Origin of the sequence: Sphingopyxis yananensis, from assembly GCF_020687785.1 — a bacterium.
In the GTDB taxonomy this organism is placed as follows: domain Bacteria; phylum Pseudomonadota; class Alphaproteobacteria; order Sphingomonadales; family Sphingomonadaceae; genus Sphingopyxis; species Sphingopyxis yananensis.
Genome location: NZ_JAJEWI010000010.1, coordinates 588793 through 609638, shown reverse-complemented (window position 1 = coordinate 609638; position 20846 = coordinate 588793). Strand labels below are relative to the sequence as shown.

19 protein-coding genes, 2 tRNA genes and 1 riboswitch are annotated in these 20846 nt (G+C 56.9%); of the genes, 9 read left to right on the top strand and 12 right to left on the bottom strand.

Annotated features, from left to right (window positions below; all coding sequences use genetic code 11):
* Window positions 1–177: 177 nt before the first annotated feature.
* The gene (locus LKO31_RS14315) at window positions 178–609 is read left to right on the top strand and encodes a YbaY family lipoprotein (protein ID WP_227691214.1); all 432 of its coding nucleotides are present in this window, start codon (window positions 178–180) and stop codon (window positions 607–609) included.
* A gap of 485 nt (window positions 610–1094) precedes the next feature.
* On the opposite strand, the gene LKO31_RS14310 is transcribed toward LKO31_RS14315, so the two are convergent.
* The 3 genes from LKO31_RS14310 to LKO31_RS14300 all read right to left on the bottom strand — a co-directional run bounded on the left by LKO31_RS14310 (window position 1095) and on the right by LKO31_RS14300 (window position 3463).
* Window positions 1095–2234: an FUSC family protein gene (locus LKO31_RS14310; RefSeq protein ID WP_227691213.1), complete on the bottom strand. Its 1140-nt coding sequence runs from the start codon at window positions 2232–2234 to the stop codon at window positions 1095–1097.
* A complete protein-coding gene (locus LKO31_RS14305) occupies window positions 2231–2704 on the bottom strand; it encodes a MarR family winged helix-turn-helix transcriptional regulator (RefSeq protein WP_227691212.1) in 474 nt (157 codons plus the stop codon). Before LKO31_RS14305 ends, LKO31_RS14310 begins: the two co-directional genes overlap by 4 nt.
* Window positions 2705–3372: 668 nt before the next feature.
* Window positions 3373–3463 (bottom strand) — tRNA-Ser (locus LKO31_RS14300).
* A 267-nt stretch (window positions 3464–3730) separates the two neighbouring features.
* Here LKO31_RS14300 and LKO31_RS14295 point away from each other — a divergent pair.
* Both LKO31_RS14295 and LKO31_RS14290 read left to right on the top strand, forming a co-directional pair.
* The gene (locus LKO31_RS14295; RefSeq protein ID WP_227691211.1) at window positions 3731–4057 is read left to right on the top strand and encodes a DUF1905 domain-containing protein; all 327 of its coding nucleotides are present in this window, start codon (window positions 3731–3733) and stop codon (window positions 4055–4057) included.
* A 222-nt stretch (window positions 4058–4279) separates the two neighbouring features.
* Window positions 4280–4354, top strand: a tRNA-Thr gene (locus LKO31_RS14290).
* A 192-nt stretch (window positions 4355–4546) separates the two neighbouring features.
* Here the strand turns inward: LKO31_RS14290 and LKO31_RS14285 are convergent.
* Window positions 4547–6193 (bottom strand): amino acid ABC transporter ATP-binding/permease protein, encoded by a 1647-nt coding sequence (locus tag LKO31_RS14285; protein WP_227691210.1) that lies wholly within the window; start codon window positions 6191–6193, stop codon window positions 4547–4549.
* An 11-nt stretch (window positions 6194–6204) separates the two neighbouring features.
* Window positions 6205–7803: a thiol reductant ABC exporter subunit CydD gene (cydD, locus tag LKO31_RS14280; protein ID WP_227691209.1), complete on the bottom strand. Its 1599-nt coding sequence runs from the start codon at window positions 7801–7803 to the stop codon at window positions 6205–6207.
* 89 nt (window positions 7804–7892) lie between these two features.
* On the opposite strand from cydD, the gene LKO31_RS14275 reads away from it, so the two are divergent.
* The 3 genes from LKO31_RS14275 to cydX are packed head-to-tail and all read left to right on the top strand — an operon-like array spanning window position 7893 to window position 10781.
* Window positions 7893–9497: a cytochrome ubiquinol oxidase subunit I gene (locus LKO31_RS14275; protein ID WP_227691208.1), complete on the top strand. Its 1605-nt coding sequence runs from the start codon at window positions 7893–7895 to the stop codon at window positions 9495–9497.
* A gap of 11 nt (window positions 9498–9508) precedes the next feature.
* Window positions 9509–10657 (top strand): cytochrome d ubiquinol oxidase subunit II, encoded by a 1149-nt coding sequence (gene cydB / locus LKO31_RS14270; protein WP_227691207.1) that lies wholly within the window; start codon window positions 9509–9511, stop codon window positions 10655–10657.
* Window positions 10658–10670: 13 nt separating this feature from the next.
* Window positions 10671–10781 (top strand): cytochrome bd-I oxidase subunit CydX, encoded by a 111-nt coding sequence (cydX, locus tag LKO31_RS14265; protein WP_227691206.1) that lies wholly within the window; start codon window positions 10671–10673, stop codon window positions 10779–10781.
* Window positions 10782–10838: 57 nt separating this feature from the next.
* On the opposite strand, the gene LKO31_RS14260 is transcribed toward cydX, so the two are convergent.
* The 6 genes from LKO31_RS14260 to LKO31_RS14235 form a co-directional block, all read right to left on the bottom strand.
* Complete coding sequence (locus LKO31_RS14260; RefSeq protein ID WP_227691205.1) at window positions 10839–11942, bottom strand: NAD(P)-dependent alcohol dehydrogenase; 1104 nt, start codon at window positions 11940–11942, stop codon at window positions 10839–10841.
* 196 nt (window positions 11943–12138) lie between these two features.
* Window positions 12139–12930 (bottom strand): sulfite exporter TauE/SafE family protein, encoded by a 792-nt coding sequence (locus LKO31_RS14255; RefSeq protein ID WP_227691204.1) that lies wholly within the window; start codon window positions 12928–12930, stop codon window positions 12139–12141.
* Window positions 12927–14501 carry a bifunctional protein tyrosine phosphatase family protein/NAD(P)/FAD-dependent oxidoreductase gene (locus LKO31_RS14250; RefSeq protein ID WP_227691203.1) on the bottom strand — a complete coding sequence of 525 codons (1575 nt, stop codon included), beginning with the start codon at window positions 14499–14501 and terminating at the stop codon, window positions 12927–12929. The genes LKO31_RS14255 and LKO31_RS14250 overlap by 4 nt, the downstream gene beginning before the upstream one ends.
* Window positions 14502–14508: 7 nt before the next feature.
* The gene (locus LKO31_RS14245; protein WP_227691202.1) at window positions 14509–14934 is read right to left on the bottom strand and encodes a YeeE/YedE family protein; all 426 of its coding nucleotides are present in this window, start codon (window positions 14932–14934) and stop codon (window positions 14509–14511) included.
* A 1-nt stretch (window position 14935) separates the two neighbouring features.
* On the bottom strand, window positions 14936–15373 hold the full coding sequence (locus tag LKO31_RS14240; RefSeq protein ID WP_227691201.1) for a YeeE/YedE family protein: 438 nt from the start codon (window positions 15371–15373) through the stop codon (window positions 14936–14938).
* Window positions 15373–16287: an MBL fold metallo-hydrolase gene (locus LKO31_RS14235; RefSeq protein ID WP_227691200.1), complete on the bottom strand. Its 915-nt coding sequence runs from the start codon at window positions 16285–16287 to the stop codon at window positions 15373–15375. Before LKO31_RS14235 ends, LKO31_RS14240 begins: the two co-directional genes overlap by 1 nt.
* An 88-nt stretch (window positions 16288–16375) precedes the next feature.
* Here LKO31_RS14235 and LKO31_RS14230 point away from each other — a divergent pair, with 88 nt between their 5' ends.
* Together LKO31_RS14230 and LKO31_RS14225 are read left to right on the top strand one after the other, a co-directional pair.
* Window positions 16376–16996 carry a peroxiredoxin gene (locus LKO31_RS14230; RefSeq protein WP_227691199.1) on the top strand — a complete coding sequence of 207 codons (621 nt, stop codon included), beginning with the start codon at window positions 16376–16378 and terminating at the stop codon, window positions 16994–16996.
* The gene (locus LKO31_RS14225) at window positions 16993–17400 is read left to right on the top strand and encodes an ArsR/SmtB family transcription factor (RefSeq protein WP_227691198.1); all 408 of its coding nucleotides are present in this window, start codon (window positions 16993–16995) and stop codon (window positions 17398–17400) included. The genes LKO31_RS14230 and LKO31_RS14225 overlap by 4 nt, the downstream gene beginning before the upstream one ends.
* Window positions 17401–17432: 32 nt before the next feature.
* Here the strand turns inward: LKO31_RS14225 and LKO31_RS14220 are convergent, their stop codons facing one another.
* Complete coding sequence (locus LKO31_RS14220) at window positions 17433–18272, bottom strand: TlpA disulfide reductase family protein (RefSeq protein ID WP_227691197.1); 840 nt, start codon at window positions 18270–18272, stop codon at window positions 17433–17435.
* 167 nt (window positions 18273–18439) lie between these two features.
* A riboswitch (cobalamin riboswitch) is annotated at window positions 18440–18656 on the top strand.
* 236 nt (window positions 18657–18892) lie between these two features.
* On the opposite strand from LKO31_RS14220, the gene LKO31_RS14215 reads away from it, so the two are divergent.
* A complete protein-coding gene (locus LKO31_RS14215) occupies window positions 18893–20818 on the top strand; it encodes a TonB-dependent receptor plug domain-containing protein (protein WP_227691196.1) in 1926 nt (641 codons plus the stop codon).
* Window positions 20819–20846: the final 28 nt, after the last annotated feature.

Below are 20846 nucleotides of genomic sequence, written 5' to 3'. Positions count from 1 at the left end.
AACGAGGGCCCTCCACCCCCATCCCGAACAGCTTCACACATCTTCCCATGATGAAAATCGGGACGGTAACAAGGCAAACCGTGAAGCAATCCAAAACTTGCCAAATGGAACCTTATGCCATCACGCGATGTTCCCTAAAATTCGGATGAACCATAATCCGCTTAAATAGGATGAGACATGATGCGTTCCTTGATGCTGCTGCCTGCTCTGGCCATTTTGTCGGCTTGCCAATCCACGGACGGGTCGGCGCAGCCCGATAGGGGAGAAGTGCCAGCAGCGCGCGCCACCCTCACTGGTACAGCGACCTATCGCCAGCGCATCGCCTTGCCCGATGATGCCGTATTAAACGTCAAAATTTCTGATGTCAGCTTGGCCGACGCCCCGTCTGTTACGATCGCAGAGACTGAGATCAACACGGCAGGGCGGCAAGTGCCCATTGCTTTCTCGCTCGACTATGATCCGACAAAGATCATCCCACGTCGGATCTATGCGGTATCAGCGCGCATCACGGACAGCTCTGGCAAGCTATTGTGGATCACCGACACACGGGTTAATCTGCCTCCTCAAGGAAGCCCTGCCCACTTAACTCTTGTGCAGGTGCAGCGATAATATTGCTATAAGCCACACATTTAGCCCATCAAATACTTCTCGACCGCGCCCAAAAAATCGGCGCGGTCTTTTTCTGTGAGGCCCGGCAATTCACGCTGAGGAGAGTGGACCGCGTTGACCGACATGCAAATTCGCGGGACCGCGCATCTTCGGCGGTGTGGCAATCGTCAAAAATGCCAGAGAATTGAGGATTGGCGTGTGCCATACGCGGAGCGACTATCGAGCTCAACACGCTGGCGGATGCTGGAAGTCAGGCGACTGGCGGGTTTTGGAGAATGTCCAAGTATAGCGGCCTTTGGCGTGCTCCGACATAAGGCCAACTATTCCTGACCACCATATGCCACGCAGAAGCAGCGGCGCAACCATCCACTTATTCCAAAACCTGCCCCGTTCGGCTAGCACAAACCTCTGAACCAGCAATATGTCCACTATAACGTCCCGCGGACCGATCGACCAAATTGTGGGTTCGCCGAATGCACATGATGTCAGGATGACGAGCGGCGCTGCGCGACATAGCGGGCAAGGCGGTGGCGGTCCTCGAGTGACGACCACGCAACCGCAATGACAATGCCGATGGCCGCACCCAACAAAGTGTCCGTTACCCGTTCGGACACCATTGCACGTCCTTCCATATGCGGCGCAGCAAGGTGGGTCATCAAAAGCGCCATCGGCGTTACCAATATCTGTCCCAGAGCATAATTGCTGCCGATGATCAGTTCCGTCGCATATTGCAGGATCACGAGAAGCCCGAACACTGTCCAGATCGACGGATTTTGATCAAGAATGAACCAGACCAGCAGCGCGCCCACAACCGTGCCCGCCATGCGCTGAATCGCTCGGTTCATACTGAGATGAAGATGCGCCCCTTGCATCACCGCTAATGCGCCCATCGCAGCCCAGACAGGATAGTCCGCGCCGAGCGCATGAGCAGCAAAGATCGCAACAGCCGCTGCGAACGCACTACGCGCAGACGCGATCAACAACGGCCTCAGAGAAGGGGAACGTTCCGCGGGCAAAGCCAGATCCGGCGCTGGATGGTGGCGAAAAGTCTCGCTCGCCGCGCAAATGGCCCAAGCCAGCAACGCCACGCTGGCGGTGGCGGCGCTGCGCTCTAGCACTTGCTGAAAGGTAGCGGCGTGGGACATACCCGCACCGGCGGCAAAAATAAAGATCAGCGGTCCCGGCGGACCGAAGCTTCCCGCCGCCGCAATGAAAAAAAAGACGCCGCAGGCAAGCGCCAATATGATGAACATGGCAAGCAGAGGCATGCCGAGCCACCCTGCCGCGGACATAATGAATACCGCAAATGTCTGAACCACCACGCACAAAAACAAGATGCTGTTACGGCTACGCTCGGGTGCGAAACGGCCAAACAGCGCGACAAGCGCGCCCAGTGCAGCATAGCCGATCAGGTGCGACCAAGGCGACAAATAAACAAGAGGTAGAGCAATCGCTGCGGCAAGCGCTGACTGCATACCAGCCAATGATGCATTTCGCCAAAAGGGTTGGCGGGTCAACCTCAAGCTGTCGCGCATCTGCCGCGGATGCAGTAGATGACGAACGGCATCGACACGGCGCACCGGCCATGTACTGCGGCCACGTGCGCGATTGCTGCGATCACTCATCGGCCATTACTCGGTCGATCGGGTTGAGCAAGGTCACCCAAGCGGCGATCAATGCGGGCGAAACAATCGAGCATCACCTCAATCTCGGCATCAGAAAGGTCCGCCAACATTTCTGCTTCGCCTTCGCCAAGTTCATTGCGTATTTCCGCCACCCGCCGCCGACCTTCATCGGTCAGATGAAGCAATCGCGCTCGGCCATCGCGCGCATCGCGCCGCCGTTCAATGAGCCCGTCTCTCTCTAGAATATCCAGTACGCGCACCAGACTGGAGCCATCAACGCCAACCAGCAAAGCCAAGTCCTTCTGGCTGATGCCCCCGCCAGTTTCTTCCAGATGAACAAGTGGCACCCAGCTTGTACCGGTGAGGCCGGCGTCGGCTAGGCGTGTATCGAGTGACCGGCGCCAACGGCGGGCGAGCAAAGCAAAGCGTATTCCAAAATGGGCGCGCGGAGAGGATCGGATTGGTGACATATAACCGTATATAATTTGAATTGACATTCAATCTATATACGAATGAACTGCTAAATTCAAGATCATGTGAAATACGCCCCGAACTCCGGCGTAGCCCCGACGAACCCGTAAAGATCCAACCTTCATGCCCCCAATCCATTCCCCTCCTCGCCTTCGCGCTTATGACGTCTATTTTCGGGCGCGTGCGATGCGTTGTCCCATGCGCTGGGCGCAGTGTTGAAATGATAACAGTGGCGTGGCCCTTCCTGCTGCCTCGTCCCGGCCGGAATGGGCCACTGCGGTTCAGGCCCGTTGACGCCCTCAAGCTTGCTCCACGCCGGATGGTGAATTTCAATTGCTCAGAGAGATGTAAGCGCGAACAAACTGTGGGCTAACTCACTTGTCGTCCTGCAATGCTGATCATCAGAATCACAAGGCAATGAGCAGCCAGCATTGTCTTAAACGTGCCAGCGGCAGTATTGCGGGGAGCAAGCCCCACTGCATGATGGATTAAGCAACGACAACCACATGGATCCAAATTCGAATACCATGGAAAATACTATAGAAAATATCATGGAAATGGGCGAATATCCATGAACTGACGCTAACGCCAATTGCAACTTTCCGCACCCAAAATGGCGGGTAAGCATGCCTCCGCGAACGGATGCGAACTGTTAGGGAAGATATAATGGCGGAGCGGGAGGGATTCGAACCCTCGATACGCTTTTGACGTATACTCACTTTCCAGGCGAGCGCCTTCGACCACTCGGCCACCGCTCCGCATGCACTGGATGTTGCGGGGCACTAGACGGTCATCTGGCGTTACGCAAGCCACTTGCTTGCATCATGCGAACTTTCCATGAAAAAACATGCTCATCCAATAAAACTTCGCCGAATTTTCGGCGGTATTGCGGCTTATAAAATGCGAAGCCCCAAATTCATCTCTACCGGTCCAGTTCCTAAAAGGACCGAAAACAGGCCGTGTTAGCATTGAATTTTCGTAAAAATATCAGATTGTCCGAATCATCACCCATATAGGGAGTCGGCATGTCAGAAATATTTGAAACAAACGCCCTGCTCGTTCGCTGGGCAAAAGATGATCAAAGCGGCGCATGGCATTTTTTGACGATTGACGGAGAAATCGCAGACGCCATTCGAATTGCGGCCATTAGCGGCCCTTGGCTGATACGGCGCGCAGGTTTCGGCTCCGTCAAGGTAGAGGCAAGGATCGGAGCGACACGATGGGCAACCTCCCTCTTCCCCCATAAAAGCAGCGGCGGCTGGCTTCTGCCAGTCAAGCTTGCCGTACGCCGCGCCGAAACATTGACCGCGGGCGACGTTGTCGCCGTTAAGCTTCGTCTTTTGGAAGCATAGCCGCTTTATTTTCACGGGCTTGGGCTTTTCGTTTGCGCAAATTTTCACGCAAAGCCTCGTTCAGGCGGCGGGCACGCTCCTCAGCGGCAGGGTTTTTGATATTGGTCACACGTAGTGCATTCAACAATATTGTCTTTTTCGTCAAGACTGTGTTGACAGGTCGAATTCAGATCGCCATAGGGCCTTCACCGCAGCGAACAACGCATCGCTGACGGCACGGTTGCTGCTGTAGCTCAGTGGTAGAGCGCGTCATTGGTAATGACGAGGTCGGGAGTTCAATCCTCCCCAGCAGCACCAGAACTTCCCTAAAATCATATAAATAATGACAACGAGCAAGACTTTGACTCGTTACGAATTTAAGGCGTTAACATCAGTTTCTCTGCGTCCACCGAACATTATTGAAACAGCAAAAGCATCGCCGCCCGTCCCCTATCGGACAAATGCAGCCCCAGTCCCTGACGCGCGTAAATTTGGCAGCATTTGCGCCGCTCAATACGGGTCGCTTGCCTCGCCCACGATCATCTGCCCGCTATCATTCACCGTGAAATGACGGCCTCCCAACCCCAGCAGCGCCGGACGATGACTGACCACCACCAAACCCGTTCCGCTGTGCGTCAACCAATTGTCCAACTGTGCGACCAAGCGACGCTCGGTCTCACTATCCAACCCCTCGCTGGGTTCATCTAACAACAACCATGGGCGGCCAGCCAACACAGACCGTGCAATCGACAATCGCTTTCGCTGTCCACCCGACAAGCGCGATCCGCCGTCGCCCACCCACTGATGTAGTCCATGCGGCATCGCGCGCACATCGTCATCCAAACAGGCGATACGCAGCGCCTCCCACAATTGATCATCCCGCAACCCTGGGCGCGCTAGGCGCAAATTGTCACAGATGGTACCCGACAGCATTTGGGCATCCTGCGGCGACCAAGCAAAAACCGCCCGCACGGCCGCCAAGGGAAAGTTCGCAACATTTTGACCGTCCAGATAAAATCCATCGCCCGCCGTCACAGGCCGAACACCCGCCAACCGCTCCAGAAAATGGGTCTTTCCGCTGCCCGATGCGCCAAAAATAGCGGCACGCTCCCCCACCATCAGGGTGATACGATCGCCTCCGGTGTCCCATCCAATACAGGGGCCAGCCTTACCGTCCTCAGTCCCCATAAATTGGGGTTTGTCTTCGCCGCTATCCGCTGCGTGCTGATGCGTCATCGCAGCCAGTCTTGCTCGTGCTTCCGCGACCACCGCGCCGCGCGCAATGGCACGCACATAACCGCCCAGCGCCTCCACCGCGCCCGCTGCGGCCAGCACCGCCAACACGGTCAATGGCAATGTTGCGGTCGATAGTGTCAGCATCAACGCCATAGCCGCACCGCCGCCCAGCAGCAACCCAGCGTCCACCACGGCTTCACCGCGCGCCAAACGCCGGCGGGCGCTGTCCGTCATGGCGGCTTGCGTTTCCAAATTGCGGGTCATCACCCCCGCCAAACCATAAGCCAAAATTTCCGGCGCAGCGGCCGCGTGGTCCAGCATCATCGCTTTTAACCGCGCCTGACCGTCGGCCAAATCCGCCGCAGGAGCCGCCAAAAAGCGCGGCGTGGCCCAACGCGCCCACAAAATCACGACCCCCAGCAACAGCAGCAACGTCAGGCTTGCGGCAGGGGCAACAAGCCATGCCAAGCCCACTCCCACCGCGCCGCCCATCATCGCAGCAGCACGTGCGGGCCGCCGCACCAAATCATCCTCCAGCGCACCAATATCTTGTACCAAGCGCGTCACCGCATCGCCTGCCGACACCGCACGCACATCCTTGATGGTCAATATATGGTCGAATAATCGCGCCCGCAGGCGCGCCAAGGTCCGCAGCGCCGCTCCATGACCATAAAGTCGCTCGCCATAACGCGACGCAGTACGCATTATCGCCAGCAAGCGGATGCCAGCGCTAGGCAACAGATAATTGAACGTCTGTACCATTAGCACCCCGCCCAGTCCAGCCAGCGCGGCGCCGGTGATAAACCAGCCTGACACACCCAGCAGCAACACCGCCGTCATGGCCACTGTGCCCGCCAACAGACCGGCGACCGCAAAATCGCGCTGCTCAGGTGCGGCCACTTCAGCCAATAACTGCTCCAAATCCGGTTGCCTCATGTCAACACCACCTGCTGATCAGCGATTTGGGCCAAATCATCACTATGGGTCACCATTAACAAAGTGCGCCCCACAGCCGCGCTCCGCAAAATCTGGGCGATCTGGGCAGCCGACACGGCATCCAAATCTGCCGTGGGTTCATCCACCAACCACAATGGCGCATCTTTCAACAAAGCCCGCGCAATACCCACCCGTCGCCGCTCTCCGCCCGACAGGCCCGACCCGCGATGATCCAGCCAAAGGTCCGGCCCTTCGGCGCGGCTCGCGATCAACATGCCCAGCCCCGCACGCTGCGCGGCTTGCATGACTTGATCGTCATCGGCATCGGGGCGGCTTAACCGGATATTGTCGGCCAAACTTGCTGCGACCAGCGCCACCGATTGGCCAACCCACCCAATTTGGCCGGACAGCAGCATCCCATGGGCATCTTGGTCATTCACCAAAATTCGGCCGGATTGTAGCGGCGCTAGCCCCACCAAGGCGTGAAGCAAGCTAGATTTACCCACCCCCGTCGCACCGCGCAGCACCACATGGCTGCCCGCTGGAACCTCCAGCGAAAATGGCCCAATTTTTGTCTCGCCATAATCCACCACCACCTGATCAAATCTCAGCATGGGTGCGGCGACCATGGGGGGCGTGATGCAAGGCGCAGAGGACGGCGCAATCTGCTCCAACCGCTCGATCGCGGCTTCCCCCACTTGCTTGTCATGATAAGCGGCGGCCAAGCGCCGCATCGGCAGATAAAATTCAGGGGCCAGCACCAGCACAAACAGCGCCTCACCCAAGCTTAGGGTTTCGGGTGCTGGAAATGGCAACAAACCCAGCAAGTTAAACCCGCAATATAGCGCCACCAGCGCCACCGACAGCGCCGCAAAAAATTCAATGACCGCGCTGGACAAAAACGCCACCTTCAACACGGCCAAGGTTCGCGTCGCCACATCTTGGGTGCTATCGGCCAGATGACGGCTGACGCGGTCCTCGGCCCCAAAGGATGTGATGACAGGCAAGGCCCGTATGCGGTCGACAAAGACGCCCGACAACCGGCTCAAGGCTTCCATCTGCCGCGCAGAAGCTCGCGCCGCAGCCGTTCCGGCCAGCGCCATTCCCATAGCAAAGGGGATCAAGGTCGCCAACATGATCGCCCCTGCGACCCAGCTTCCCACACAAGCCGCCGCTGCGACCAAAAGGGGAGCCACGACCGCCGCCCGCCGCAGGGGCAGGAAACGCGCATGATATCCGCCCAAATCTTCTATTCGGTCAACCGCATCGGCCACCGTTTCGCCCAGCATCCATTGCTGCGCTGGCGCAGATGTCAAAATATGCGGAAATATGCGGCTGCGCCACACCGATTTCGCGCGCTTTGCTGCCACTTCACCGGTGTCGGCGCTGGCGATCAGTAAAAGCGCCCGCAGCATGGCGGCAATACCGATACCCGCGATCGCCAGCCATATCTCCGGCCACTGGGCCCTATCCAAGGAACCGCGGCCAGACACAGCCGACACCCCAAATGCCAGTGCAGCAGCCAATAAAATGGCTGCTAAACTGTCCGCAATCCAAAATATGGCGACATGTTTCAAATGAAATCGGTTGTTCATATACTCAGTTACGTGTAGTGGGTAATTGTTGCCTTTACAACCGACTCATGCATTGCTGCATGGCCGAACGGAACGCGAGGAATCATGCCATGGACATGGCCGTCATTGAACTGTCTCGGTTACAGTTTGCGCTAACTGCATTATATCACTTCCTATTTGTCCCCTTGACCCTTGGTCTGTCTTTCATGCTCGTGATCATGGAAAGCATTTATGTGATGACAGGCCGCGAAATATGGCGGACGATCACCCGCTTTTGGGGCAAATTATTCGGCATTAACTTTGTGCTGGGCGTCGCCACCGGAATTACAATGGAATTCCAATTTGGCACCAACTGGTCCTATTTCTCCCATTATGTCGGTGACATATTCGGTGCGCCGCTGGCCATCGAAGGGCTGATGGCCTTTTTCCTTGAGGCGACATTTGTCGGCTTGATGTTTTTTGGCTGGGACAAATTGTCCAAGCTAGGCCATTTGTTGACCACTATATTGGTCGCCGTTGGGTCCAACCTGTCCGCTTTGTGGATTTTGATCGCCAATGGCTGGATGCAAAACCCCGTCGGCGCGCATTTCAATCCCGATACCATGCGGATGGAAGTGAACGACTTCATGGCCGTCCTGTTCAACCCCGTTGCACAGGCCAAATTCGTCCACACCGTCAGTGCGGGCTATGTTTGCGCCTCGGTGTTCGTGCTGGGTGTTTCGGCTTGGTATTTGCTGCGCGGCAAATGGACCGCCGTCGCCAAGCGCAGTTTTACGGTTGCAGCGGCCTTTGGCCTTGCATCGTCGCTGTCCGTCGTCGTGCTGGGCGATGAAAGCGGCTATGCCCTGACCGACAACCAAAAAATGAAACTCGCCTCGCTCGAGGCCATGTGGCACACCGAACCCGCTCCGGCTGGCTTTGCTTTGTTCGGCCTGCCCAGCGTCGACGATAAAACAACCTATTATGAAGTGAAAATTCCTTATGCGCTGGGGCTGATTGCTACGCGCAGCCTCAGCGGCGAAGTCACTGGCATCAGCCAGCTTGTCATCAAAGCCGAGGAACGGATTGAAAATGGCGTCCGCGCCTATTCCGCCTTGGAACAACTCAAGGTCGATCGCACCAACCTTGCCGCCCGCGAAGAATTTGAACGCAACAAGCAGGATCTTGGCTATGCCATGCTGCTCAAGCGCTTTGTGGCGGACCCACGTCAGGCCAGCAGCGACGATATTCTTCAAGCCGCATGGAGCACGGTCCCCAATGTCCCTGTGATGTTCTGGGTATTCCGCGTCATGGCGGGGCTCGGCTTCTTCTTCATCGCTTTCTTTGCAGCGGCATTTTATATTGCCTCAACGCGCCGTTTCCATTGCGAACAGGGCCCTTGCCGCTTGTTTATGCGAACCGCCGTCTGGGTCATTCCCTTGCCGTGGATTGCCATCGAATTTGGGTGGATTTTGGCCGAAGTGGGCCGCCAACCTTGGGCTATCGAAGGCGTACTGCCGACATTCCTTGCGGCATCCTCTTTGACCATAGCCCAGCTTTGGACAACCATCATCGGCTTTACGCTGCTCTATGGCGCGCTGGCGGTTATCGAAGTTCGGCTGATGCTGGCGACCATTCGCAAGGGTCCGTTCGACCATCATGGCACCGCCCAAGACGGTCCTGACCATCCAGACGATCAACATGCCAGCGGCTATCGCCCGCTGCCCGCCGAATAAGGAGAAGGGACATGGATATCCCCCTCGATTATGACAGCCTAAGGCTCATTTGGTGGGCCTTGATGGGCATATTGCTAATCGGTTTTGCCTTGACCGACGGCTTCGACTTGGGCGCGGCCACCTTGCTGCCCTTTGTCGCGAAAACCGATGCGGAACGCCGCTTGGTCATCAACTCGGTCGGCGCAACATGGGAAGGCAATCAGGTTTGGTTCATTCTGGGCGGCGGGGCGATTTTCGCCGCATGGCCGCTGGTCTATGCCGTCAGCTTTTCGGGCTTTTACTTGGCGATGTTTGTGGTTCTTTCCGCGCTGATTTTGCGGCCAGTGGGCTTTAAATATCGCTCGAAAAAGGCGGACCCGAAATGGCGCAGCCGGTGGGATTGGGCCTTGTTCATCGGTGGCTTTGTCCCCGCGCTGGTCTTTGGTGTCGCGGTCGGCAACGTCCTTAGCGGCGTCCCCTTCCGCCTCGACAGCGATCTTCGCTCTTTTTACGAAGGCGGGCTGATCGACCTGTTCCACCCCTTTGCGCTGCTGGCTGGGCTTTTGTCTGTCGCCATGATGGTGCTGCACGGCGCGGCATGGCTGGCGATTAAAATCGAACGCGGCCCCGTGCATAACCGCGCGACCCGTATCGGTGCCATCGCGGCGATATTATCTGTCATCCTGTTTTTGGCTGGCGGCCTTTTCATCGCACAAGGCAGCATGGGCTTCCAAATCGACGGCGTTATCGCGCCCTCCGGCCCATCCAACCCGCATCTGGCTGGCGCCGTGGCGGCATCGGGCGCATGGCTGAACAATTTCAGCCTCTACCCATGGATGCTGATCGCGCCGCTGCTGGGCATTGTCGGCCCACTTGTCGCGCTATTTGGTATCTTGCGCCAACGCGAAGCATTGGCTTTTGGCGGATCGTCGCTGGGCAGCTTTGGCATTATCGCCACGGTTGGCTTGTCGATGTTCCCGTTCATCCTGCCCAGCTCTATTGACCCAGCCTCCAGCCTGACGGTGTGGAACGCATCATCCAGTCATGTCACGCTGTTCATCATGCTGATCGTGACGCTGATCTTCTTGCCGCTGGTCCTGCTTTATACGGCATGGGTTTATAAAGTCCTCTTTGGCCGCGTCACGTCCGCTGACGTCGGCTCCAACCCCGATCTTTACTGAAGGGAACGCATCCATGTGGTATTTCAGTTGGATACTTGGCGTAACCTTGGCCGTTGGCTTTGGTATCCTCAACGGTATGTGGCACGAATTTCACTCCGACCCCGATGATGATCTGATCGCCTAACCCATATATTATTGGCCTGCATCACCCCCAATGGATGATGCAGGCCAATGTCCTTCATTAAGGGATCAGCACCGCCTTAATGGCTTCCCCGCGTGCCTGCGCCGCAATGGCTTCATTAATTTGGCTCAGCGGAAAAACCTTCACCAATTTATCAAATGGAAATCGGCCTTGCCGATACAGGTCGACCAGTTGCGGAATAAATCCGTCCAAATCGCTATCGCCTTCGATAATCCCCTGAATACGATAACCAAGGCTGATAAATTGCGCCAAATTGATGGACAGGCTGTCATCGGGGCGCGGCGGAACACCCACCAACCCCAGCAAGCCATGGCTGGTTAAACAAGTCATCGCGGCCTGAACCACCACCACCTGTCCACTGGTTTCAAAGGCAAATTCGACGCCTTGCGGAACAATCGCCCTGATTTGCGCTGCCACATCGCCAGCATTGGGATCAATGACATGCGTTGCTCCCAACTCCAGCGCCATGTCGCGCCGTGCAGATATGGGCTCCACCAAAATAATCGTCGAACATTGTTGCACTACGGCGCCCATCACGGCGGCCAGCCCAACCGGCCCGCCACCAAAGATCGCCAAACTCGACCCCGCCGGACAAACCATCGACCGCATAATGCCGCCCGCACCTGTTTGCAGGCCGCAACCCAATGGGCCCATAATTTCCAGCGGCAAATCCGCCGCATCAATTTTCACAACATTGCGCTGATTGGCCATGGCGTGGGATGCAAAAGAACTTTGACCAAAGAAATGCGCCGAAACCCGTGCGCCCTTTTGGCTCGCCGCCGAGCTTCCATCAGGCCGCGCACCGGCATAGTTTAATATCGGAAAGCTTTGACAATAGGACGGCAGATCCTCGTCGCATCGGGCGCAATGCCCACAACTCGCAAAACCCAAAATGACCGCATCACCAACCGCAACTTTGCTCACGCCCTCGCCAACCGCTTCGACAATTCCTGCGCCTTCATGGCCCAATATCGCTGGCAGTGGCACCGGAATAAATTGGTCCCGCGCGATCAGGTCGGTGTGACACAGGCCGACCCCTGCTATGCGCACCAACACCTCGCCAGCACGGGGTGCTTCCAACTCGGCACCTTCCACCGAAAATGCGCCGCCCGCCGTACGAACAATGGCTGCCTGAATTTCCATATCACTCCCCATATTCTTTTTATCTTTTGCCGCCCCCATCGTCGGTGATGGCATGGTGCAAATGGTTCAACATTGCCGACGCCTGTTCAACCATATTTTTCCGTTATCCATCACAAATAACAGCGGCGCGGGAACCCACTTATTCCCGCGCCGCTGTCATTTTTTCGAATATGATAATGCCGCCATATTCGCCGCCCTAGGCCGCGAACATGGCCCCGCCACTTTGCCACAACATATAAGCCGCCACACAAAAGATCAGGCCGGCAAATACCGTGGTTAACATCCCCTGCTTGCTGCCCAATTTCGCGGCCAGCCTTGTTCCTGCAAATGTCCCTACCACACCGCCAACAATGAACAGAGCGGCCAACGACCAATCAACATAGCCCGAAAAGGCATAGCTAGCCGCCGTCGTTAAGCCAAAGGCCGTGACGGCAACCAAAGACGTACCAACCGCCAATAAAATGGGCATACCCGTGGATGCCACCAAACCCGGCACAATCAAAAAGCCACCGCCAATGCCGAAAAAGCCGGAAAATATACCAGACCCGAAACCATAGCCCAACACCTTGGGGGCTTTTTCGCGGTTGCATTCCGCGCCCGGATTGCCCGGATTACCGCGCCCTTTCAGCATCAACACGCCCACCAACAGCATCACCAAGGCAAATAGGAATAATAGTTTTTCACCGTCCACCATCTTGCCAAATATCGACCCAGCCAGCGCACCAACCATACCCGCAGCAGCATATATGCCACCGCAACGCCATTTCACATTATGCGCCCATGCATGATTGGCTAAGCCAGCGGCGGCATTGGCCGCCACCGCCAGCGCGCTGGTGCCAATGGCGACATGCGGGTTCGACACGCCAACCAAATAGACCATCAGCGGCACCGCAAGGATGGACCCGCCGCCGCCAACCAGCCCCAACGTCGCCCCCACCAGCCCGCCGGACAGCAGGCCCAACGCATATTGCATGGGCTCTAATATCATGACCCTAGATCCGCTTTCTGGGGCTTGGCCAGCCACTCACGGCCTTTCAACATGCCGTGCCAATAAATGGGCGGCAACAGTCGGTCTTTCAGAAACCATGCGCGCCGCGTCGCCCTTTGTCCGTCCAGCAAGAATTTCGGAAAACTGGGCAGCAATTTCCCGCCATAGCCAAATTCCGCCAACACAATTTTCCCACGCTCGACGGTCAGCGGGCAACTACCATATCCGTCATAATGCGCCACCGGAGCGTGCCCCGCCAGCATCGCCAGCACATTTTCGGCAACCACCGGCACTTGTTTGCGCACGGCGGCGGCTGTTTTGGCATTGCTGGTCGCAGCGACATCGCCCAACGCAAAAATATCGCCCCACATTGGGTGGGCCAATGTTGCGGGGTCCACCGCAACAAAGCCGGACGCATCCGCCAACACGCTCTGCGCGATAAATTCGGGCGCGACTTGCGGCGGCACCGCATGCAGCATGTCAAACTTCCGCTCAACATGCTGGACATCATCCCCACGCGTCTGGGCAAAAACAGCCGTTTTCGCAGGCCCATCCACCGCCACCAATTTCGACGTAAATTGCACGTCAATGCCGTAACGCCGAATATATTGCTCTAGGGCGGGAACATAATCCGCGACGCCGAATAACACAGCGCCGGCATTGTGAAATTCGACGGAAATATTCCCCAAACGGCCTTCTTCTTCCCAATGATGGCAGCTCAGATACATGGCTTTTTGCGGGGCGCCTGCGCATTTAATCGGCATGGGCGGCTGGCTGAACAGCGCCGTCCCCTGCTTCAATCCGCGCGCCAATTGGCGGGTATAAGGTGCCAAATCAAACCGATAGTTGCTGGTCACGCCATGGTCACCCAGCGCCGCGTTCAATCCATCGACCGCATCCCAATCCAGCTTGATACCCGCCGCGACAACCAAGGCGCGATATTGAATGCGGGTACCATCTTCCAAGGACACGCTTTTCTGGTCAGGGTCAAAAGCGCGCACATGCTGCTGTATCCAGTCGGCCCCATTGGGGATCAAATCTTGCGTGCGCCGCCTTGTATGTTCCGGCGTAAACACCCCTGCCCCCACCAAGGTCCAACCCGGCTGGTAAAAATGATCATCCGATGGTTCGATGATCGCAATCGAAATATCGCGCCGCCGTTTCAACAGGCTGGCGGCACAGCTAATTCCGCCGCTACCCCCGCCAACAATCACAATATCATATTGCTTGTGCCCGCCCATATTCTGCGCCGCATCATATAAAGCTTTGGACCGTGCGCCGCTGCGGCAATAGGCGGCAATGGGCTGCGGGCATCGGGCCAATGCCGCCGCCATGGCATGGGCATCGGCTGGGCTGATATCGGGGCTGGCAATCGGAATATGGACAAAGGTCATGCCCGCCGCCCGCGCGGCTTGCGCCACCCTATCCGCGCTCGGCTGATCCGCATCTTCGCCGTCATAGCGGTTGCAAATCAGGCTTTGATATCCTGCGCTCGCCAATGCGGCCACATCCTCAAGGCTGGGCTGGGGCAAAACCGCATATTGCGGCGTTAATTTCATCATCTGAACCATAAACCTCTCACGATATATTCTGGCTTCGGCGCGCCCACAGATGGTGAACCGCCATTCCGGCGATCATCGCCAGCACAAAGGGCAGGATGGCCAGCGGATTGATGCCCAAATTGGCGACCGCTGGGCCCGGACAAATGCCAGTCAGCCCCCAACCCGCACCAAATATAATGGCGCCGATGGCCAAGGGCGCATCCAACTCGCGCTTTTCTGGCAGGGAAAATCTGTCCTCCACCAAGGGCCGAGACATGGAACGCTGGACGAACCACGCCAGCGTCATCGGGACAATCGCCCCCATCATAACAAAGGCCAAGGTCGGGTCCCACCGACCAAAAACATCCAAAAACCCCGTCACGCGGGCGGGGTTCGCCATGCCGGAATAAAGTAAACCGGCCCCGAACAAGGCACCGGAAAATAAAGCAAGGATCAGCCGCATATCAAAAGGGTCCCGCCGCGCGCAGCATGGCCACGGTCACAAAAGCCGCGCCCATGAACAACCCGGTCGCGACAAAGGAGCGCGCCGACAAGCGCGACAAACCACAGACGCCGTGACCGCTGGTGCAGCCGCTGCCCAATCTTGTGCCAAAACCGACCAACAAACCGCCAGCCACCATCATGGCTGGCGTTGCGCTCATCTCTAGGGCGACGGGCGCGCCCAGCGCCATCAAGGCCGCGCCCACGGGCAAGCCGATGATAAACATCGCCGCCACATGGCGCGCACGCGGCGTACCGCTCATGCCCAACAATTGGGCCATCAACCCGCTAATTCCGGCAATCCGGCCCAGCCCCAACAGCATGATCGCGGCGGCCGTTCCAATCATCAGGCCGCCAACCAATCCTTCGATCGGCGCGGCATGCGGAAAATTAGCCAACATTACAGGGCGTCCAGCGGTATTTTCAGATAACGAACGCCATTATCCTCGGGTTCTGGCAGGTGCCCCGCGCGCATATTCACTTGGATGCTCGGCAGGATGAGGCGCGGCATCGACAATGTGGCATCACGCGCTTCGCGCATCGCCACAAATTCATCCGCGCTTATGCCGTCATGCACATGCACATTTTCAGCGCGTTGCTGGGCCACACTGCTTTCCCAGCGATAATCATCGCGTCCGGGGGCCTTATAATCATGGCACAAAAATAAACGTGTTTGCGCGGGCAAACGCAGCAGGCGCCGAATAGAATGAAACAGCGTCCGCGCATCACCACCGGGGAAATCCGCCCGCGCCGTGCCATAATCTGGCATGAATAACGTATCCCCAATAAAGGCCGCATCACCAATCACATAGGCCAAATCTGCGGGTGTATGCCCCGGCACATGCAGCACCGAGATGCTCAGCTCGCCCAGCGGCAAACTGTCGCCATCGTCCAGCAGCCTATCAAATTGCGATCCATCGCGGGAAAATTCACTGCCCTCGTTAAACAGCGTCCCGAAAATATGCTGCACATCCAAAATGGCGCGGCCAATGGCCAGCTTTCCGCCCAACTTCTGCTGCAAATATGGCGCGGCGGACAAATGGTCGGCATGGACATGGGTTTCCAACAGCCACGCGACCGACAGATCATGCTTGGTCACATATTCCACAATCGCATCGGCTGATGCAAAACCAGTGCGCCCTGACGGCGCATCATAATCCAACACACTATCAACCACCGCCGACACCCGTGTCGCTGGATCATAGACGATATAGCTGACGGTGTTGGTGGGCTCATCAAAAAAGGAATGTACGCATGCAGAATCTCGGCCTGCTGCAGAGATTTTCTGCGCAATATTTTCTATCACCGGATCCATATTTACACACTTTCATTATCTTGAATTTGAATTTATGTAATTATGAATATGTCTTGCGTCAAGGCGCAGAGAATGAAACAGATATTTTATGATTAACGAAACTATGATGAATGATGTTCCACCGGCCCTGCGCATGGGTGACACCGCCCCAAATTTTGAGGCGCGGACCACCATGGGCCCTGTCCGCCTGTCGGATTATCGCGGGCGCTGGCTGTTGTTCTTTTCCCATCCAGCCGATTTCACGCCGGTCTGCACCAGCGAATTTGTTGCGCTTGCCCGCGCAGCCGATGAATTTGCACAGCGCGATTGCGCGCTGCTGGGCTTGTCGGTGGACAGCCTATGGTCGCATCTGGCGTGGACCAAGGCCATTGACGATCTGTTCGATGTCAAAATCCCCTTCCCCGTCATCGAAGACCCATCCATGAATGTCGCCAAGGCTTATGGCATGATTGCACCAGACGCGCGCGACAGCGCCGCCGTCCGCGCAACCTATATCATCGACCCCGCAGGCGTCATTCAAGCGATCCTACAATATCCTATGGCCGTTGGCCGCTCGGTGGACGAGCTACTGCGAACGCTCTCGGCCTTGCAAGCGGCTGCGTCGGGCGAATTTTACACCCCAGCCAATTGGCAAATTGGCGACCCCTTATTGCTGCCGCCATCTGACGACATCAGCGCCGATGACTGGTTTTGCAGGACAGCATCATGAACGCGCTGTGGACCGACAAACAAGCCGCGCAACAAGCGGCCGAAAAGCTAAAAATCTTCGCGCAACCACAGCGGCTGATGATCCTATCCGCTTTGCTGGCCCATCGGGAATTGTCCGTATCGGCGATTGATGAAGCAACCGGCATTGGCCAACCCGCGCTCAGCCAACAATTGGCGGAGCTGCGCAAGGCATCGCTGGTGGAAACCCGCCGCGAAGCCAAGCAAATTCACTACCGCTTGGCCGATGACCTCACGGAAATATGCGCCCACAGCATCGAAATGGTCTTTGGCCATCCCACCATGGCCCAGCCCCAGAAAAACAGCAGCTCTTATGCGGTGCCCGCTCCATCAGCTGTGTCATCACCCTATGGCACGGCGGCGGCCTTTGCGCGGATTATCGACTAACAGCGCCCCCGCTCTTGTCAGGGGCGCTGACATCATCTGGCATCAACGGCCATATTGCGCCCATCCGCTTGATGCGTTGCGGCTTTTTCCATCCCCTGCATCAACGCCGCACGGGATATTTCACCAATATGCTGCGATATAATCTGCCCGTCGGGCGACACAAATAAGGTGGTGGGCAGGGCCTGTGTCCCAAGCACCGCCCCCAATTGCGAAAATGGGTCCAGCAACATATGATGATCGCCCATATTCTCGGCCCGCAAATAGGCTGCAACACGGCCTACATCTTCGCCTTGATTGACAAATAAGATCGGCACCGATGATTTGGACGCAACATCTTTCATCATCGGCATTTCGCGGCGGCACGGCCCGCACCAACTGGCCCATAAATTCACGACAAACGCCTGCCCCCGCATCCGCTCTATCGGGACGGGCTGTCCCGCCATATCCATGAAAATCAGCGTATTGGGAAAATCGCGCGGTGGCGGTGCCACCAAATTATGCACCACATATTGCCCAAAGCTCAGCGCGCCAAGCAACAGCAACAACGGCCCTACGATGGCGCGGCGACGACCAATAAAAATCACCGCCGCAGCGGCGACCGCCACGCCCCAGCCAACGGAAAAACCGCCTTGCCAGACAGCGAAGATTGTCCATGGCTGTGCCCCAAAAGCCGCGCTATTTTGCGCCACATAGCCCAGCCGCGCCGCGACAATGCCGACGCCCAGCGCCCACCATGCGGCAGCCTCCATTCCTTGCCTTTCAGCGCCGCGCCCCCAGCGCGCCGCCAGCGCCAAAAACAACCAAATGAATAGGACCGCCAACAAGCGATCATATGCCAATGTCAACGGGCCCACTTCAATGGCTTGGTTCATAAACACTATTTCTCTGTCTCTATTGGCGTGACGAAAATCCTTCAAACCAACATCTAACCACTTATGCAACCGCCATAAATCACAAGCCCGCGCCCAATTGGCGCCCAAAAATCACCCCACAGCCTTGCCAAATCAAACCCCTCCGCTATGAGTGCGCCCGTGAGATAACCTCACATGATCGCGCTGGTACCCCAATTGGGGTTTAAAATGGGAACACGGTAATCAGCAAACTGCTGTGAAACCGAGGCTGTCCCTGCAACTGTGAGCGGTGAGTGAGATGCACAGTTTCGCCTGTCGAAACAGCCACTGGAGCCTAGCTCTGGGAAGGCGTGCATCAAGCGATGACCCGCAAGCCAGGAGACCTGCCAGCGTGGGTCGCTCTTTGCCATGGCCCAGGGGTTGGTCAAGGCACGGTGTCTCTTCCGTCTGAGCGACGAATCTGTTGCGGCTGGGGCCGCATGGATCAAGGCTCGGCGGGTGAATTACGCCCATCTGCCGTGCATTGATCGACCGTTCGTTGGCTCATTTCGTTGGTCCGGCTTTGGCCTGTCCACGCTATGATCTTGCATCTGGTTGCCCCGCTAGCCGCTGTCACGCTCGGCGTTTGGGGCATTGCTACCATGGAATATCACAGTTTATCGTCACCACTCGCGCTTGCACTGGCCTGCGCCTTCATTCCGTCAACCAGCTTTGCGGCCAGCCTTGATGCGACCGCCGACAATAGCATCTACGCCGACGCCGCCAAGGCTCATACAGACAGTCAAATCGTCGTCACCGCATCGCGCGTGACCACCCAAGCCCGCGAAATCGGCAGTTCTGTTTCGGTCATCACTAGTGATGATCTGGTGAAAAACCAAATCATGTTCGTCAAAGACGCCCTCCTGACTTTGCCGGGGGTGCAAGTAACCAGCGACCGCCCGGGCGACTATACGGGTGTCAGCATTCGCGGATCGAACAATGACGAAGTCTTGTGGATGATCGACGGCATCAAATTGGGCGATCCCAGTTCTACCAGCACCGAATTTCGTCCTGATCACCTCACCTCCCGCGACATCGCCCGCATCGAGGTTCTGCGCGGCAACCAAAGCTCGCTCTATGGGGCCGACGCTATCGGCGGCGTGGTCAACATCATCACCCACCGCGCCACGCAGGATGGTATTGGTATCAACGCCGACGCCGAAGCCGGAAGCCATGGCACATTATCCGGCTCATCATCACTGATTGGTAAGAAAGGCGATGTCGATTTTCGCCTGACCGCCACGGGATATCGTCACACGGGTCCCTCGCTCGCCGATCCGCGTACCGCGCCCGCTGGTGCCATCACCGAAGAGGATGAATATTGGCGCTATGGCGTCAGCGGCCGTATCGGCGTTGCCGCCAGCGAATATCTCTCGCTCCAAGCCATTGGCCTTTGGCAGGATAGTTTTTCCGACTTGGACAATGCACCGTCTTCGGACAGCCTTAATACGGTTCGCAAAAAAGAATATGCCTATGCCGCCAGCGCCAATTTCCGCTCCAGCGACCATCAGTTCAAGGCTGATTTAACCGCCAGCCGCTATGTCACCCGCCGTCTTTACTTTGGCACCTACAACCGCCCCGATGGCGACATGTATAAAGGCTTTAAGGATCAAATCGGCCTTGCCCTAAATTATGGTGCAGACAATCCTGTCAGCCTTGCCGCTGGTGCCAATTGGGAACGTGAAAAAACCGATCAACTCACGGCCTATACCGGCAATTTCCTCCAGCATATCTCAACCAAATCTGTCTATGCCGAAGCCGCGCTGCGCCCCATCGACAATTTGACCATCACTGGTGCTGTCCGCCTCGATGACAACAGCCGCTTTGGCAGCTTTGATACTTATCGTGGGACGATGGCTTATGGGGTCGGCCCGATCAAATTCCGCGCCAGCTATGGCACGGGTGCCAAGGCACCGGGCCTCTATCAACTGTTCGATCCCACTTATGGCAATCCAAACCTCAAGGTGGAAACCAGTTCAGGCGGCGATATCGGCTTTGATCTCCAATTGGACCAAGGTCTGATTGTGCAAATGAGCTATTTCTTCAATCACAAAAAGAATGAAATTAACTGGGATGCCAGCCGTCCACCATCGGGCGGATATAATCAATTTGGTCGCTCCCGTGCCCAAGGCGTCGAATTGGGCGTCACCGCACAGCCTTTCTCATGGCTTAATCTGAACCAAAGCTTCAGCATTTTGGAACATCAGGTGGACAACAGCCTTGGCGGCGATGGCGAATATCTGGACAGTGGTCGTCCCGAATATTTCGGTTCAACGGCGCTGACGCTGACGCCCGTTGATCGCACCAGCCTGACCATGCGCATGCGTTATGCGGACGGAAACCGATCTGGCTATGGCGGTGCAACACAGGCCTATGTCGTGGCGGACCTGCTGGGCAGCGTCGCGGTCACGGACAGCATTGAAATATATGCCCGCGTCGTGAACCTGTTCGATCGCTGGTATCAAACCAGCTACGGCACCCAAAGCTTGGGCCGCAGCGCCTATGGCGGCCTCCGCCTCAGCTTCTAATCGCTCAGTCCCAATATTTACGGCGGGG